15 protein-coding genes are annotated in these 14,367 nt (G+C 45.2%); 9 read left to right on the plus strand and 6 right to left on the minus strand.

What is annotated here, in order from left to right; all coding sequences use genetic code 11:
• Positions 1-17: 17 nt before the first annotated feature.
• Both ACMCM8_RS02285 and murA read left to right on the plus strand, forming a co-directional pair.
• Positions 18-275, plus strand: coding sequence for a BolA family protein (locus ACMCM8_RS02285; protein WP_412725045.1), 258 nt, complete (start codon positions 18-20; stop codon positions 273-275).
• Positions 276-287: 12 nt separating this feature from the next.
• Positions 288-1,550, plus strand: a complete 1,263-nt coding sequence (murA, locus tag ACMCM8_RS02290; protein ID WP_412725047.1) for a UDP-N-acetylglucosamine 1-carboxyvinyltransferase — start codon at positions 288-290, stop codon at positions 1,548-1,550.
• Between the two features lie 84 nt (positions 1,551-1,634).
• On the opposite strand, the gene ACMCM8_RS02295 is transcribed toward murA, so the two are convergent.
• From ACMCM8_RS02295 to ACMCM8_RS02305, 3 genes are all read right to left on the minus strand, one after another.
• Positions 1,635-2,705, minus strand: a complete 1,071-nt coding sequence (locus ACMCM8_RS02295; protein ID WP_412725049.1) for a trypsin-like peptidase domain-containing protein — start codon at positions 2,703-2,705, stop codon at positions 1,635-1,637.
• 272 nt (positions 2,706-2,977) lie between these two features.
• Positions 2,978-4,339 carry a DegQ family serine endoprotease gene (locus tag ACMCM8_RS02300; protein WP_412727590.1) on the minus strand — a complete coding sequence of 454 codons (1,362 nt, stop codon included), beginning with the start codon at positions 4,337-4,339 and terminating at the stop codon, positions 2,978-2,980.
• Between the two features lie 88 nt (positions 4,340-4,427).
• The gene (locus ACMCM8_RS02305) at positions 4,428-4,865 is read right to left on the minus strand and encodes a ZapG family protein (protein ID WP_412725051.1); all 438 of its coding nucleotides are present in this window, start codon (positions 4,863-4,865) and stop codon (positions 4,428-4,430) included.
• A gap of 264 nt (positions 4,866-5,129) precedes the next feature.
• On the opposite strand from ACMCM8_RS02305, the gene zapE reads away from it, so the two are divergent.
• The gene (gene zapE / locus ACMCM8_RS02310) at positions 5,130-6,227 is read left to right on the plus strand and encodes a cell division protein ZapE (RefSeq protein WP_412725053.1); all 1,098 of its coding nucleotides are present in this window, start codon (positions 5,130-5,132) and stop codon (positions 6,225-6,227) included.
• A 219-nt stretch (positions 6,228-6,446) separates the two neighbouring features.
• Entirely contained in the window at positions 6,447-7,169 is a 723-nt protein-coding gene (locus ACMCM8_RS02315) for a YebC/PmpR family DNA-binding transcriptional regulator (protein WP_412725055.1), read from the plus strand.
• A 235-nt stretch (positions 7,170-7,404) separates the two neighbouring features.
• On the opposite strand, the gene ACMCM8_RS02320 is transcribed toward ACMCM8_RS02315, so the two are convergent.
• The gene (locus tag ACMCM8_RS02320) at positions 7,405-8,328 is read right to left on the minus strand and encodes a LysR family transcriptional regulator (RefSeq protein ID WP_412725057.1); all 924 of its coding nucleotides are present in this window, start codon (positions 8,326-8,328) and stop codon (positions 7,405-7,407) included.
• A gap of 77 nt (positions 8,329-8,405) precedes the next feature.
• On the opposite strand from ACMCM8_RS02320, the gene ACMCM8_RS02325 reads away from it, so the two are divergent.
• Positions 8,406-9,317, plus strand: coding sequence for a PhzF family phenazine biosynthesis protein (locus ACMCM8_RS02325; RefSeq protein WP_412725059.1), 912 nt, complete (start codon positions 8,406-8,408; stop codon positions 9,315-9,317).
• Here the strand turns inward: ACMCM8_RS02325 and ACMCM8_RS02330 are convergent.
• Positions 9,301-10,245, minus strand: a complete 945-nt coding sequence (locus ACMCM8_RS02330) for a LysR family transcriptional regulator (RefSeq protein WP_412725061.1) — start codon at positions 10,243-10,245, stop codon at positions 9,301-9,303. The genes ACMCM8_RS02325 and ACMCM8_RS02330 overlap by 17 nt on opposite strands.
• Positions 10,246-10,403: 158 nt before the next feature.
• Between ACMCM8_RS02330 and ACMCM8_RS02335 the strand changes: the two genes are divergently transcribed.
• The 4 genes from ACMCM8_RS02335 (at position 10,404) to ACMCM8_RS02350 (ending at position 13,294) form a co-directional block, all read left to right on the plus strand.
• Positions 10,404-10,883 (plus strand): DUF1348 family protein, encoded by a 480-nt coding sequence (locus ACMCM8_RS02335; protein ID WP_412725063.1) that lies wholly within the window; start codon positions 10,404-10,406, stop codon positions 10,881-10,883.
• Positions 10,884-10,938: 55 nt separating this feature from the next.
• Positions 10,939-11,760, plus strand: a complete 822-nt coding sequence (locus ACMCM8_RS02340) for a helix-turn-helix domain-containing protein (protein WP_412725065.1) — start codon at positions 10,939-10,941, stop codon at positions 11,758-11,760.
• Positions 11,761-11,895: 135 nt separating this feature from the next.
• Positions 11,896-12,714 carry an AraC family transcriptional regulator gene (locus ACMCM8_RS02345; RefSeq protein WP_412725067.1) on the plus strand — a complete coding sequence of 273 codons (819 nt, stop codon included), beginning with the start codon at positions 11,896-11,898 and terminating at the stop codon, positions 12,712-12,714.
• A 112-nt stretch (positions 12,715-12,826) separates the two neighbouring features.
• Positions 12,827-13,294: a DoxX family protein gene (locus ACMCM8_RS02350; protein ID WP_412725069.1), complete on the plus strand. Its 468-nt coding sequence runs from the start codon at positions 12,827-12,829 to the stop codon at positions 13,292-13,294.
• 323 nt (positions 13,295-13,617) lie between these two features.
• Here ACMCM8_RS02350 and ACMCM8_RS02355 read toward each other — a convergent pair whose 3' ends face one another.
• Positions 13,618-14,367, minus strand: a complete 750-nt coding sequence (locus tag ACMCM8_RS02355; protein ID WP_412725071.1) for an HvfC/BufC family peptide modification chaperone — start codon at positions 14,365-14,367, stop codon at positions 13,618-13,620.

A 14,367-nucleotide genomic window follows, 5' to 3' on the forward strand; every position in this document is an offset into this window, starting at 1 on the left:
AATTAAAGAAGTAAGTTATGGAATTGTCTGAAATTGAAACAATCTTAAAGGAGGCGCTCGATCTCCACGAAGTCCACGTGACAGGTGAAGGGTCTCATTTCAATATTATTGCGGTGAGCGATGCATTTAGTGAAATGAGTCGAGTTAAGCGACAGCAGGTGGTTTACGCTCCACTCGCTGATAAGATTGCTGACGGCAGCATGCACGCGATTAGCATTAAGACGTTTTCAGTGAAAGACTGGGAGCGTGAGCGCCAGTTCCATATTCCCCAATAATAGGTCATATTCGTGGATAAACTTGTAATTAAGAAAAGCCCGGCTTTGCAAGGTTCGGTTCGAATTTCTGGTGCTAAAAATGCTGCCTTGCCGTTGTTGATGACGAGCTTACTGACAGATTCTCCTTGTCGCTATACCAATGTGCCGCGTTTGCGTGACATTAATACGACTACGGCCTTACTTAAAGAACTTGGCGTAGAAGTGGCTCAACCCGCGCCAAATGACATCATTATTGATGCAAGTACGTTAGAAAGCGTTACGGCTTCTTATGAATTAGTGCGTACCATGCGTGCGTCCATTCTCGTGCTAGGGCCTTTGTTGGCAAAGCAGGGTAAAGCTAACGTTTCGTTACCGGGTGGTTGTGCTATTGGCGCCCGTCCTGTCAATCTTCACCTCACCGGACTTGAAAAGATGGGTGCTAAAATAGAGGTGGAAGAAGGCTATATCCGGGCAGAAGTCGATGGGCGATTGCAAGGCGCACGTATTTTTATGGACATGGTAAGTGTTGGTGCTACCGAGAACTTAATGATGGCCGCTGCGCTTGCTGAAGGGACGACGGTGTTAGAGAATGCCGCGCGTGAACCTGAAATTGTCGATTTGGCCAACTGTTTGATCCAAATGGGCGCAAAAATTACTGGTGCAGGTACTGATAAAATAACGATTGAAGGTGTAGAAACACTTTCCGGTTGTGACTACGCAGTGTTGCCCGATCGCATCGAAACGGGTACGTTTTTAGTGGCGGCTGCTGTAACTGGCGGTAAAATTCGTTGTACGCATGCGGCGCCAGATACCCTTGATGCGGTATTGGATAAGCTGGAGCAAGCCGGTGCCAAAATCACCACTGGTGATGATTGGATTGAGTTAGATATGGAAGGGAAGCGACCAAAGGCTGTGCGAGTGAAAACTGCCCCGCACCCTGCATTCCCAACTGATATGCAAGCACAATTTGTCACCCTTAACTGTGTAGCGGAAGGGACGGGGGTGATCACTGAAACTATTTTTGAAAATAGGTTTATGCACGTACCTGAATTACAGCGTATGGGAGCGGAAATTGCACTTGAAGCGAACTCTGCCGTGTCTAAAGGAAGTTCAAAGTTAAAAGGTGCGCCTGTAATGGCTACTGATTTGCGCGCGTCGGCGAGCTTGGTTATTGCCGGATTAATCGCTGAAGGTGAAACCCATGTAAACCGTATCTATCATCTCGATAGAGGTTATGAAGCCATAGAGGAAAAACTCAGTGGCCTAGGAGCCATTATTGAGCGTGTGAAAGAATAGCTTTCACTTACTTCTAACAGCCTAAACAAAAAGCGCCCGTTGGCGCTTTTTGTCATTTTAAATATTGGTTATGCTGCTGTGTGATTACGGATTGGTGCGCAGCTCAGCGACGGTAGCAGAAATAGATAAAGGAGTACCGTCACGGCTAATCTCAAGTACCAACTGCGTTCCCGGTGCGGTTTCCGCGATCATATCTAGGGTTTTTGCTGCACTTTCTAAATGCACTCCATCAATGGAAACAATAATATCACCGGGTTGCAACCCTGCAATATCGGCCGGACTTCCCTTCGCCACAGCAGTTACGTCAATGCCTGGTCTATTGCGATTTTCACTGCCAATAAAACCCAATTGTCCGCGAATAACCCGCCCATTACTGATAATTTCGTCCATTACCCGTTTTGCTAATTCATAGGGAACAGCAAAGTTAATGCCGTCTACATTTCTCACGCGATTTCGAGAGTCCCTTACCTGGAAATTCGCATTAGTGATGCCGAGCAGAATACCATTGCTGTCTACCAATGCCCCACCAGAGTTACCTTGGTTAAGTACGGCGTCAGTCTGGATAAAATCGACGTAGTTTGACAAACCATTTCTACCTGCACGGCTAACAATGCCTTGCGTAATCGTCTGCCCTAAATCAAAGGGATTACCGATAGCCATTACTACGTCACCCACGTGAGGGTCGGGTTCACTTACTTGAGGAATTATATGAAGATTGTCTGCGGTAACTTTAAGGACAGCGAGATCAGTGAGGGGATCGGTCCCAACAATTTGAGCTTCAAGCACCCGCCCATCTTGAACGGCTACATAAATGCTATCGGCGTCTTCAACCACATGGTGGCATGTCAGGATATAACCATTCTCGGTCATGATCACCCCTGAGCCCAAACTTGCGCGCTCTCTGGGTTGATTGCGAAATAGTCCAGTATCCGTTTCAATGCTCACACTGTATATGTTTACCACTGCCGGTGCTGAGCGACTTAGTGCGGCAAAATAGCTTTCTCTATTGGCGCTTACAGAGGGGGGACTAAACCACCCTTGGGTGATGCCGCTACCTTGACGCAGGTTAGGTAGGAACAGCAATAGTAATACCGCTACCAGTGTGCCTAATAGAACAGATTTTGCGATAAAGTTAAAAATTGAGCGTGCAGTCACGAATTACACTTTTTAGTTAATGGTTACTTTTACAGTATCCAAACTTACCAATTAACTCGGTACCTTTGGTTTAACCTGTAAAGCGACGCTTTGCTTTTACCAGTTTAAGGGCATCCTACTTGCCAACTATGTCAGAAAGTCGACCCCCATCTTTATAAATAAAGCATATCACTTAATTCACTAAACTACCGTAAGGAAAAGTGATTTTTGTCAATATACAAAAAAACAGCGCCTGAAAAGGCGCTGCTTGTATGTGATATGCCTGAGGCAATCTATTGGCGAATAACCAGATACAATGTGGAATTACCGCGTTTCACATTTAAAGCGATCACGCCTTTGGCTTCATCCAAAGCATTTCTAAAATCAGCCACACTCGATGTGCGAATGCGGTTTACACCGATAATGACATCGTCAGGTTGAAGACCAATTCGCGCAGCCGGCGCGCCTCGTTCAATATCTGAAACTACTACACCCGCATTTCCAGCATTATCACTGCCGTTAGAGAGTGTGGCGCCTTCGAGCGCAGGGTGAATTTGTGCGGCCGTAACGGTGGTGTCGGTAGCATCGTCCAGTACTACGTCGACGTTCATCTTTTTACCTTTACGCACAACAGTGAGTTCGACTTCAGCACCGGCACCCATGCTTGCAATTTTCGCCCTCAGTTCCTGGAAGCTGTGTAAACTGCGGCCATTAATAGCGGTAATAATATCACCTGCTTGTAAACCAGCTTTTTCAGCTGCTGATTCTGGTTGCACTTCACTGACAAAAGCACCGATATTCACTTGCGCATTCATCGCTTCTGCGAGACCTGCATCAATATCGCTTCCTAAAATACCCAATAGGCCACGGCGTACTTCGCCAAATTCTGCAATTTGATCAATCAGGCTTTTCATCATATTGGCGGGAATGGCAAAACCAATGCCAACGTTACCGCCGTTAGGACCAAAAATAGCGGTATTAATACCTACTAACTCGCCGCGCAGATTAACCAGAGCACCACCTGAGTTACCGCGGTTAATGGCAGCATCAGTTTGGATAAAATCTTCATAGCCACCGATATTCAGACCAGAGCGACCCAGTGCACTGACAATACCCGATGTAACGGTTTGTGACAGTCCAAATGGATTGCCAATAGCAACAACAAAATCACCCACTCTAAGTGCATCAGAGTCAGCAAGGGGGAGCGCTTTTAAATTTTCTGGCTCAATCTTTAAAAGTGCGATATCACTTTGTTCATCTGAACCGAGCTTTTTGGCTTTCAGCTCGCGTCCGTCAGTGAGTTTAACGGTGATCTCATCCGCGTTGTCTACAACGTGATTATTGGTGACCACGTAGCCATTATCTGCATCAATAATGACCCCCGAACCTAGACCTCTAAAAGGACGCTCCTGGACTTGTTCTTGCGGCGCACCAAAGAAATATCGAAACATTTCCGGCACGCGTTGCCGTGATGTTTGGGTGCCTTCTACTGCGATACTCACAACCGCAGGGGTAGCCTCTTCTAGCATAGGTGCCAGAGAAGGCATTTCATCTTTTTTATCTGAAAAAAACGGCAGCGCTGCCTGTGTAGTAGCAGTAAAGCCCAATGAACTTACAACAACGGCAGACGCCAATAAGCAATGGCGGAAAGACATTTTCATGTTCGGTTACACTCCTTCATGTTTAATGCGACATAGCATGGTTTCACTAGAAGAGTCCGAGGTCTCAGAAAAGTTCCCGAAGTTACTGTTTATCTGCGTTATTCTGTTCAGAACCGCCGACGAATAACCCAGAACCTGAATTGGCAAAATCTCTGGGTTGCGTGTCAGAAACTCGTTGAACTTTAGACTTGTCTGACCCTTTTAAACTATTTCGTAGGTACGTAGTTGCCTGTTCCCCATAAAAAGGCACTTTGCTATCGTCCTCATCGCCACCTTGTTCAAGCAGCATTTCATATTCTTCAATGTGTTGTTTTAACGTCTCGCACTGGCTAGCAATCGACGCTAAACTCTGACGAGTCTGGTGAATATGATGCTGCGCTTGCTGTGCGAGGATCTCTTTTACTTGCTTTTCAGTTTGTGCCGCGTTACCCGCCCCTTGCTTCTGTTGAAAGAAGCGGCCCGTAAAGAAGCCAATAATTAGTCCTGCGACTAACAAAGCAAAAGAAACTAACAATTCCATTATCTACTCCGAATCAATCTACATCGTGCAGCCGACCTTACTATTACGGTCTTGAAGCCGCTTTCGACCATTACTTGAATATAGCAAGGCCGAACCCGAAAAGCGTATACTTACTGACATTTATTATTCCAATGGCAGTGTATGACAAATTTCAATGTGAGATTCTACCGTGATTTCCATTAAAATTAAGGTCATAATTGAGAAATTCAAGCAGGTCGGTGCAGCGGGCGCCGCTATTGACTTTTGTACGGAGTGGTTTGGGCGATGACGCCATGGGAAAAATATCAGCTAGATCTTAAGACGCCTGACTTCCATTATGATGCGGCGCAAGAGAACGCAGTAAAAGAGTTACAGCGGTTATTTGATGAGCTAACCCAGCCTGAAAAGAAAATGACCTGGCGGGTTAAATTAAAGGCAGCCTTTGGTAAAGGCCATGCAAAGCCTGGCATTCAGGGGATCTACTTTTACGGTGGAGTCGGACGAGGAAAAACCTATCTCGTTGACACCTTTTATGACTGCCTGCCTTTTGAACAAAAGATGCGGGTGCATTTTCACCGTTTTATGTATCGGGTGCACGATGAACTAAAACAGCTTAAGAACGCTCAGGATCCACTAAAAATAGTGGCTCAAAAACTGGCAAGTGAAGCACGGGTTATTTGCTTTGACGAATTTTTTGTCTCTGATATCACCGATGCCATGATCTTAGGGACGTTAATGGAAGAGCTGTTTGGTCACGGTATTGTGTTGGTGGCGACGTCGAACATTGTACCTGACGATTTGTATAAAAACGGTTTGCAGCGGGCACGCTTTTTACCCGCAATAGACCTGCTGAACCAAAATACCCGCGTGGTTAACGTCGACAGTGGCATTGACTATCGACTTCGCACCCTAGAGCAAGCTGAAATATATCACTTTCCCTTGGATGAAAAGGCGACCGAGAACCTGCATTGTTATTTCACTCAATTGGCGCCGGAGGAAGGGACACAGGGACAAGACATAGAAGTCAATAACCGCAAAATAGCAACCCTGCGCAATGCAGACGGTGTGTTGATGATCGACTTTAAGGCATTGTGCGGTGGGCCGCGCAGCCAAAGCGACTATATAGAGTTAAGTCGTTGCTATCACTCTGTACTACTGGCCAATGTGAAAGAGATGGGCCAGCACAATGATGATGTAGCCCGGCGCTTTATCGCCATGGTAGATGAATTTTACGAACGACACGTAAAGCTAATTATTTCTGCTGAGGTGTCGCTTGAACATCTTTACACCGAGGGCTTATTAAACTTTGAATTTAAGCGTTGTCTTAGTCGTTTAAAAGAAATGCAGTCCCATGACTATTTGGCGACTGAGCATCTACCGTAAGGACGAGAGGAGCATAAATCTCCTATAACAGGGTCAACAAAAACGTATAAAGGCTGTATTGTTGAGTACAAAATAAGGTAGAATTTCGCCACTTTTTTCTGTGCTTAGACCCGCCTTTTGCGGGTTAATGCCTCAAGAGGTAATGTTCACACGCATGTAGCACAGTAGCCGGTTTAAAACGCAACGCAGTATTCCACTTGCGAGAAAGAGAATTTTAAGATGGGAAGAGCATTCGAAGTACGCAAAGCCGCCATGGCGAAAACCGCTGGCGCGAAAACTAAAGTTTATTCAAAGTACGGTAAAGAAATTTACGTATGTGCAAAGAACGGTGGGGCCGATCCAGACACCAATTTGTCACTGCGCCGCCTTATGGATAAAGCGAAAAAGGATCAGGTACCTAGCCACGTTATTGAAAAAGCCATCGACAAAGCAGCTGGTGGTGCGGGTGAAGATTTTCAACCTATGCGATATGAAGGCTTCGGCCCTGGCAACTGCATGGTAATCGTTGACTGTCTTTCCGATAACGCTAACCGTACCATTACCGAAGTGCGTAATTGCTTCACTAAAACCAATTCAAAACTAGGTGCACAAGGTGCGGTATCGCACATGTTTGATCATCAAGCCGTGTTTCAATTTGAAGGTGATGATGAAGACGCGGTGCTAGAAGTGTTGATGGAAGCTGACGTGGATGTGACTGATGTAGAAGTGGACGAAGGCAAAGTGACCGTCTACGCACCACATACCGAGTTTTATCAGGTAAAAACGGCGTTGACGGAAGCTTATCCCGACATTAGTTTCATTGCTGAGGAAATGAGTTGGATGCCGCAAACTGAAACTGAAATCAGTGAAGAAGACATGCCTACGTTCGAAAAATTTATGGATATGCTTAACGACTGTGATGATGTGCAGGATGTGTATCACAACGCGATCACACCGAGCTGATTTTCTGCAAAACTCAACGATTAAAAGACGCGTGTAGACATTACATTGTTTTGGACGTTATTAACGTTAATCAGATATTAAGGCCCACACAGATTGTGGGCCTTTTTGCATGTTAAGGTGGTCAAGCATAGCGAGTTTGCGTTAAACAGCCACTTTTTTAGCTCGACATTAAGCCGTGAGATAAAACCCAGTTACTCCCTTTCTTATTCGCTACACAGTATGGTGAGATGAAAACTTATGCAGTCGTGCGGGTGCTAGCAATTTCTTCCTTCAACCATTGGTAGAGTATGCGATATCGCTCAGTTTGGGCGAAACTCGGCGTACATACCAGCCAGTATTTTGCCTTGATTTTTACGGCCTCGCCGATTGGGATTAGAAATCCTGCTTTTACGTCCTCTTCTATCAGTAAGGTTCTGCCCAGACCCACCCCCATCCCGCTGATGACTCCCTGTAACATAAGATCAGCCCTATCAAAATGGGCTTTGGGAGCGACATTGTCGCTGCGCTGTTGAGTCTGCTTTAAGTAAGTACGCCAGTTATATTGGGTTTCATCTTGTTCGCCGCGGCGGTCAGATAAGAATGCTGTGTCACGGGCTAACAGCACATTGTCTTGTGAGATTGAAGTGTCGAGGTACGCAGGACTTGCTACGGGCTGCAAATAGCACTCACTCAGTGGTTTGGCATATACACCGGGAAACGGGCCTACGCCAAACCTTATGGCTACATCCACGTCTGCGTGATCAAAATTAACTGCGTCTTCATTGACATTCAACGCAATATTTAGGTGTCGCTTCGCAGCGTTAGGCAACACCCGTACTAGCCATTTCATTGCTAATGAAGAAGACATCGACAATCGAATTTGCTCGCTTCGGTTGTTGTGCTCAAGCTGAGCTATGGCTAACGCCCACCGGTCCATTACCTCGCCAGCACTCTGACAGACAATTTTACCCGCTTCTGTGAGCTTTAACGTTCGAGTTGTGCGCTCAAACAAGGTTATTCCCAATGCTTCTTCGAGCCCTTTAATTCGATGACTGACTGCAGATTGATCAATTCCAAGTGCTTCAGCGGCTTTGGTAAAACTCGTACAAGAGTGGATGGCAGCCAAGACAGCGCTGTGGTGAGCGAGTTTAGTTACGGCACGCTGGTTCTGCTTATTCATGAGTTTTTCACATGTTGATATGACTTATAAAATCATAGCATGCCCGTTAATATGAAGAAAAATCAAAGGAGATATAAATGAACTATTCTCAAGTTAAAAGTAACCCAATTACGGTTCATATCGTAAACGCATTTATTTCACAAGGTGGGGGAGGCAACCCCGCTGGCGTCGTGCTCGGTGCAGATACTTTCTCAGACGAACAGATGCTTTTAATCGCCAGTAAAGTGGGTTTGTCCGAAACGGTGTTTGTTAGCGCCTCGGACACAGAAGGCGTTAAGCTGGATTTTTTCACACCTACTCGGCGGATTGCACACTGCGGGCACGCTACCATCGCCGCATTTTCGTATTTAGCCCAGCAGGGACTTATCGGTGAAGGGGAAACGTCTAAAGAAACTGTAGATGGGCCTCGCAAAATAGTACTGAAGCAAGGTACAGCCTTTATGGAGCAAAAAGCACCTAACTACTTGCTCCCTTCACAATGGGGAGGTAGCGATGTAACGCTGTCTGAAGTTTTGCATTCAGTGGGACTGAAAGATAGAGAACTCGATCCTGATTTTACGCCGTCGGTGGTGAATACGGGGAATAGTTTTCTGCTGATTGGGGTAAAAAGTGGCGAGGTATTGCAAAAGCTGGAGCCAGATTATGCACTTATAGCCAAAGTGAGTGATAAACTTAATTTGGTGGGGTACTACGTATTTACCACTGATCCGCAGGCGACAGATAAAGATGCTACAACCAGAATGTTTGCTCCACGCTATGGTATCGAAGAAGAGTCCGCGACGGGCATGGCGGCAGGGCCGCTTGCTTGTTTACTTTACGATGCGGGGAAAGTGAAGACAAATACTGTTCGTATTGAACAAGGCGTATTTATGTCGTCACCGTCTCCAAGTCTTATTGATGTCGAGCTAAACTTGGTTGACGGAACAATCAGCAGGCTCATGGCTGGTGGCAAGGGCAAACCCGTAAAGCATATTACTGTTGATGTGTGATCTGAGTCGGCAGACTAGCCCAATCACTGGCGACTTCGGCGAGACGTGATTGTAATCTGGGGACCATATAGTCGATAAAGCTTCTTTGTTTCAGGGGTAATGAACCCTGCCTGATAAAAAGTAAGTTGACGGGAAGAGGTGGGGGATTGTAATCGTGCAGTACCCGTTCAAGTTCATTGCTCATCAACCAGGGCAGAGCTTGATAGGAAAGCACTCGTGCGATTCCCAATCCCTGTCGTGCACTGTGTACAGCAATATCAGTAGAGTTGGCTTTAACGCGTGAAAAAACGGGCACATCAAAAGCATTATCGTTATCGTAAAATCGCCATTGTGATGTGGAGTCTAACCCTTCAAATGTGATTGCATCATGGTCAATCAACGCGCTAGGAGTGTTAGGGTGACCATGCTTTTTTAAGTAGTCAGGTGAGGCACATAATATTTTGTGTACTTCTCCTACTCGTTTGGCCACCAATTCACTATTGGGCAGATGGCCAACGCGAATGGCAATGTCGACCAAATCTTCATAAAGATGCATATTCTGATCGGTGAGAATGAGGCGGACCGATACGTCTGAGTAGGCTTTCATGTAGTCAGCCAGTAGGGGGAAAACGTGCATTCTTCCCATAATTACCGGAGCGGTTACCGTTAAATTCCCCTTCGGAATCTGGTATTCCCCTTTGACTTCTCTTTCCATTTCTTCAAGTGACAGCAATAAAGACTTAGCTGAAGTCAGGTAGTTTTTGCCTGCGTCAGTTAAAACCAAATTTCGAGTTGATCTTAAAATGAGCTGTACGCCCAGGTGCTCTTCTAAATCTTTTACCTGACGACTGATCGTGGTTTGTGGCTTGTTGAGTTTACGTGCTGCTGCAGAGAAGCTGCCACACTCCATTACTTCAACAAATATACCCATTGCCGTATACCTATCCAACTATCTCTCCATATTTCGGTTAAGTCCTACCAAGGATACACCACTACTCCAGCTCTCCAGTGATGGTTAAATTGTAACCAAATTAACAGCAATGGAAAACAGGGTACATAAATCAATCTCCCTGAGTGTCACTTACTATCAACCCAAAAGGTAAAAATATGCACGCACTTGATGAATATCGTCCGCCAGTTCCTCCCTTCACAGAATCATCGGCAGTCAAAAAAGTTCGACTAGCGGAAGATGGCTGGAACTCCAGAAATGCAGACAAAGTGGCCATGGCGTACAGCTTAAATACATCATGGCGCAATAGAGCTGAATTTATAAAAGGAAGAGATGAAGCCAGAGCGTTTCTTCAAAGGAAATGGAATAAGGAGATTAACTATCGATTAATTAAAGAATTGTGGGCGTACACTGATAACAGGATTGCAGTGAGATATGCCTACGAGTGGCAAGATGATTCAGGCAGCTGGTTTCGTTCTTACGGCAATGAAAACTGGGAGTTTAACGAGGAAGGGTTGATGATCAATCGATTCGCTTCAATAAATGATCTGCTAATTATGGCCTCAGAGCGAATGTTTCATTGGCCACTAGGTATCCGGCCAGAAGAGCATCCAGGTCTATCTGCGCTTGGTTTGTAAGTAGTGAAGTTAATTCACACTGATCCCTAACTGAAAGAGTACGTCGAGGACAGCTATGGAAAACCTGACACGTTTGTTGGAACAACATAACTTCACTACATCTGTTGACTACAGTGGACAGTTTAAAGGACGAAAACATATTGGCCAAACCGGCGTGCTATACATTGTTGAAGCTGGTCATCTAAGGGTGAAGGGTAAAGGAGAGCTCGATATCCTAATGGACAGGCCTTCAATTCTCCTGCTGCCTAAATCGACTGCGCATATTATAGAACAAATCGGAGAACTGCCTGTCACTTTAACCCTGATTCGGGTTTCGTTTTGCATAAATCAACACAGTATTCTGGTCGATGCACTACCTACTATGATGTACCTGCAATTAAGCCTGAGTTGTTCTATTTCTTGTACTGCCAGGCTTTTACTCAATGAGCTTCAAGCTCAGCAGGTAGGGAGGGAGTCCATGATCACAAAGCTTGGTGAAATGCTCTACCTTCATTTGATCCGCTACGCAACAGAAAAAGGACACTTAAATTCGAATATGGTATCGGCCATTAGCCATCCACAGATATCCAGAGTTATCAGGGCGGTCCATGCCAAACCGGCGCAGCCTTGGACATTAGAAACTCTCGCTTCCATAGCTGCTATGTCGCGTTCGAAATTTGCGGAATCATTCAGGCTTGTCGTAGGGCAAACCCCTAACGATTACGTCACAGATTTGCGCCTTTCATTGGCCAAACAGCTTCTCAAGCGAAACCATTCCGTTCATGCAGTGGCACATGAAGTCGGATACGAACACGCTTCAGCATTGGCGCGAATCTTCAAAAAACGCATCGGATTGTCACCCAAACAGTGGCGAAGCGAAAATGCAGTGGCGTTCTAGTTAACTGGAAGGTAGGGTAAAGATACGTTTATTGTACTTTTGGTTTCATTTTTACACGTTCGGTTAAGTACGCTAAACCTTTGTGAATCTACTATATGCACCCATTGGGTGTCACGCTAATCACTAAGGAAAGCTATGGAAAATATAGCCACTATTTTACGTAAAATATCAATCAAGGCTGATGTGTTTTTCAGTGGTAAACTGTGCGGGATCCAATCATTTGAAGGTGATCGCAACGGACATTTACATTTACTAAAGAGCGGAGAGCTCACCCTGTTAGCGGGCGAAAACAGTAAATGGGTCGTCACAGAACCATCCGTTATTTTTATGCCTGGGCCTACCCCTCACCGCATTTTATCCAGCGAGGACGAAGTTCCAGAATTGGTCTGTGCCAATGTTATTATTGAATCCGTAGATAAAAAATTACTGCTTGAGGCCATACCAGATGTCCTTATCTTACCTCTTACCTTACACCAAGACATAGGGAGAACAGCTGAGTGGCTATTTGAAGAAGCATTTAGTCAATCAGTAGCCAGATTGGCGATGATAGACAAACTAAGTGAAATGTTCTTACTTCAGGTTTTGCGCTACGCCTTGGATAACCAAATGGTGAAGGGGGGCGTTCTTGCTGCGTTAACACATCCACAGTTAGCGAAAGTGATAGCTGCCATTCATACCTCTCCACACTCTGCATGGACCGTAGATGGGTTAGCGGACGTCGCCGCAATGTCCCGTTCAAAATTTGCCACTTTGTTTAGAGAAACGGTAGGCACGACCCCCAATGATTACATTACAGACATGCGTATTGCTCTGGCAAAAGAACTATTGTCTGACAATGTGCCGGTTAGCGTAGTGGCCAATCGCGTGGGTTACGAACACGCCTCAGCACTTGCACGCGTATTTCGAAAGCGTTTAGGGACGTCGCCAAAATCGTGGATGAAAAATCGCGAATAATTGAACGATCTGTCAACTACCAAGTACGTCTGGTTTCATTTTCATTCTCAGAAAACTTTAAGATTAACGGGTGAAATTTACTTAACCACCTAACTTAATTAACGGAGAAGAAATGAAAATACTGTCCCCAACTTCACACCAATTTTTACACGGCATATCTTCGGTATTGTCCGCACCTCAGCCCCTAATTACGCTATTGGGCAGACTCTATGTAGCATGGGTATTCTGGGCTTCTGGCTTAACTAAAATTAATGACTTCGAGTCGACCCTTTTTTTGTTTGAATACGAGTATCAGGTGCCACTACTGCCTTTTACTCTGGCCGCTTACCTCGCGACATTCGCTGAAATTGTGTTTCCCATTATGTTGTCCGTGGGTTTTGCGTCTCGTATAAGTGCGTTAACACTTAGCGTGGTTAACGTTGTGGCAGTGATAAGCTTAGAAGAGATCGCGCCGGCTGCATTTAACCAGCATCTACTGTGGGGTGTAATTTTACTTCACGTGGTTGTTTGGGGGGCTGACAGATTCTCACTGGATCACTGGTTAAAGTTAGGTGTTAGCGCCTCCACCCAATCACTGTAAAAGATTGCGCGGGGTAAACCCAATTTATTATCTGATGACTCTTGTTCCCTTTTTGCGCAGCCTGGCTGCGCTTTTTTTTGTTTGCAAATAATAAGCATCAACCTTGGTATAATGTTATTTAGATCAGAGTTTTACCATTTTTATAGTCGAACGTTCGGGTTGTACTTTCCCCATATTAGAACATTCACTCGTCCTGTAATGGGCGTTGTTGCACGTCAGCAAGGGGACAATAAAAGCGCAAAAAAAAGAGCGAAGAAAAAGTGCTTTGTGTGAAGTAGGTAATTGCGACTTTACAAACTATAAAGGGAGAATGATACAAAGCTTCAATCAGATAAGCGTAGTGACTCTATCCATCCAAATTGAATGGCTTTTTGTAACCAGACGGGCATATCAAAATTGGGAAACTGTTCAAGCAAGTCGCTGAAATTATTTAACTTAAGGACTGCCTTTGTCCATTTAAATTCTGTTTGGGTCAGTCGTGAAAGTACAACAGATCCAGACGTATTTCGATACAGGATAAAATAAAAGTGCCCTCGTGACATGTGTAAGTTGCCAAGGGGAAGAGCTGATGACTTTGTTGTATGCATTTGCTTAATGCTATCAAGGGCATAATGGCTAGATAACACCTTCACGCCCGCCTGGAGAGAAAATGTCAGGCGATCAAGTTCAGTGGTCACCAGCAATTCAAAACTAGCGCGATTTAAAGGTAACACGGCGGAGGTAAACGCGCAGTGACTCAACCATTCCATATTTAAGATATCGGTGAGAAAGGGGTGATCGAGAGCCAACTCACTTTCACTTACAATTTGCTTTAATTTACCCCCCCATTTAGCCCAGTCCCCATGTTGGGGTTTCTCTTTTTCAAGTAGTTGTTGGGTAAGGATGAGTAGCGCTTGTTGGCCCACCATTTGAGTAAAAATGGGGTAGCTAATTGAAAGCGCCCGATGGGCGGTATACAGGAGATTGTTGGTGTAAATACCACAGGCATTTGAAGGCAAATTTAATGGGTTTTCCTTAGCGAAAAGTACTCTGAGAAATTGATTTTGGTATTGTGCGGGAGAAAGGTCTGACAT

It is taken from the genome of Alteromonas sp. D210916BOD_24 (assembly GCF_047159385.1).
Classification (GTDB): Bacteria; Pseudomonadota; Gammaproteobacteria; order Enterobacterales; family Alteromonadaceae; genus Alteromonas.

Excerpts from the sequence above, each read along its gene's own strand:
- ACMCM8_RS02340 (WP_412725065.1), top strand. The coding sequence starts at position 10,939 with ATGGAAAACCTGACACGTTTGTTGGAACAACATAACTTCACTACATCT.
- ACMCM8_RS02345 (WP_412725067.1), top strand. The coding sequence starts at position 11,896 with ATGGAAAATATAGCCACTATTTTACGTAAAATATCAATCAAGGCTGAT.
- ACMCM8_RS02300 (WP_412727590.1), bottom strand. The coding sequence starts at position 4,339 with ATGTCTTTCCGCCATTGCTTATTGGCGTCTGCCGTTGTTGTAAGTTCA.
- zapE (WP_412725053.1), top strand. The coding sequence starts at position 5,130 with ATGACGCCATGGGAAAAATATCAGCTAGATCTTAAGACGCCTGACTTC.
- ACMCM8_RS02320 (WP_412725057.1), bottom strand. The coding sequence starts at position 8,328 with ATGAATAAGCAGAACCAGCGTGCCGTAACTAAACTCGCTCACCACAGC.
- ACMCM8_RS02350 (WP_412725069.1), top strand. The coding sequence starts at position 12,827 with ATGAAAATACTGTCCCCAACTTCACACCAATTTTTACACGGCATATCT.
- ACMCM8_RS02315 (WP_412725055.1), top strand. The coding sequence starts at position 6,447 with ATGGGAAGAGCATTCGAAGTACGCAAAGCCGCCATGGCGAAAACCGCT.
- ACMCM8_RS02355 (WP_412725071.1), bottom strand. The coding sequence starts at position 14,367 with ATGTCAGACCTTTCTCCCGCACAATACCAAAATCAATTTCTCAGAGTA.
- ACMCM8_RS02325 (WP_412725059.1), top strand. The coding sequence starts at position 8,406 with ATGAACTATTCTCAAGTTAAAAGTAACCCAATTACGGTTCATATCGTA.
- ACMCM8_RS02305 (WP_412725051.1), bottom strand. The coding sequence starts at position 4,865 with ATGGAATTGTTAGTTTCTTTTGCTTTGTTAGTCGCAGGACTAATTATT.
- ACMCM8_RS02285 (WP_412725045.1), top strand. The coding sequence starts at position 18 with ATGGAATTGTCTGAAATTGAAACAATCTTAAAGGAGGCGCTCGATCTC.
- ACMCM8_RS02335 (WP_412725063.1), top strand. The coding sequence starts at position 10,404 with ATGCACGCACTTGATGAATATCGTCCGCCAGTTCCTCCCTTCACAGAA.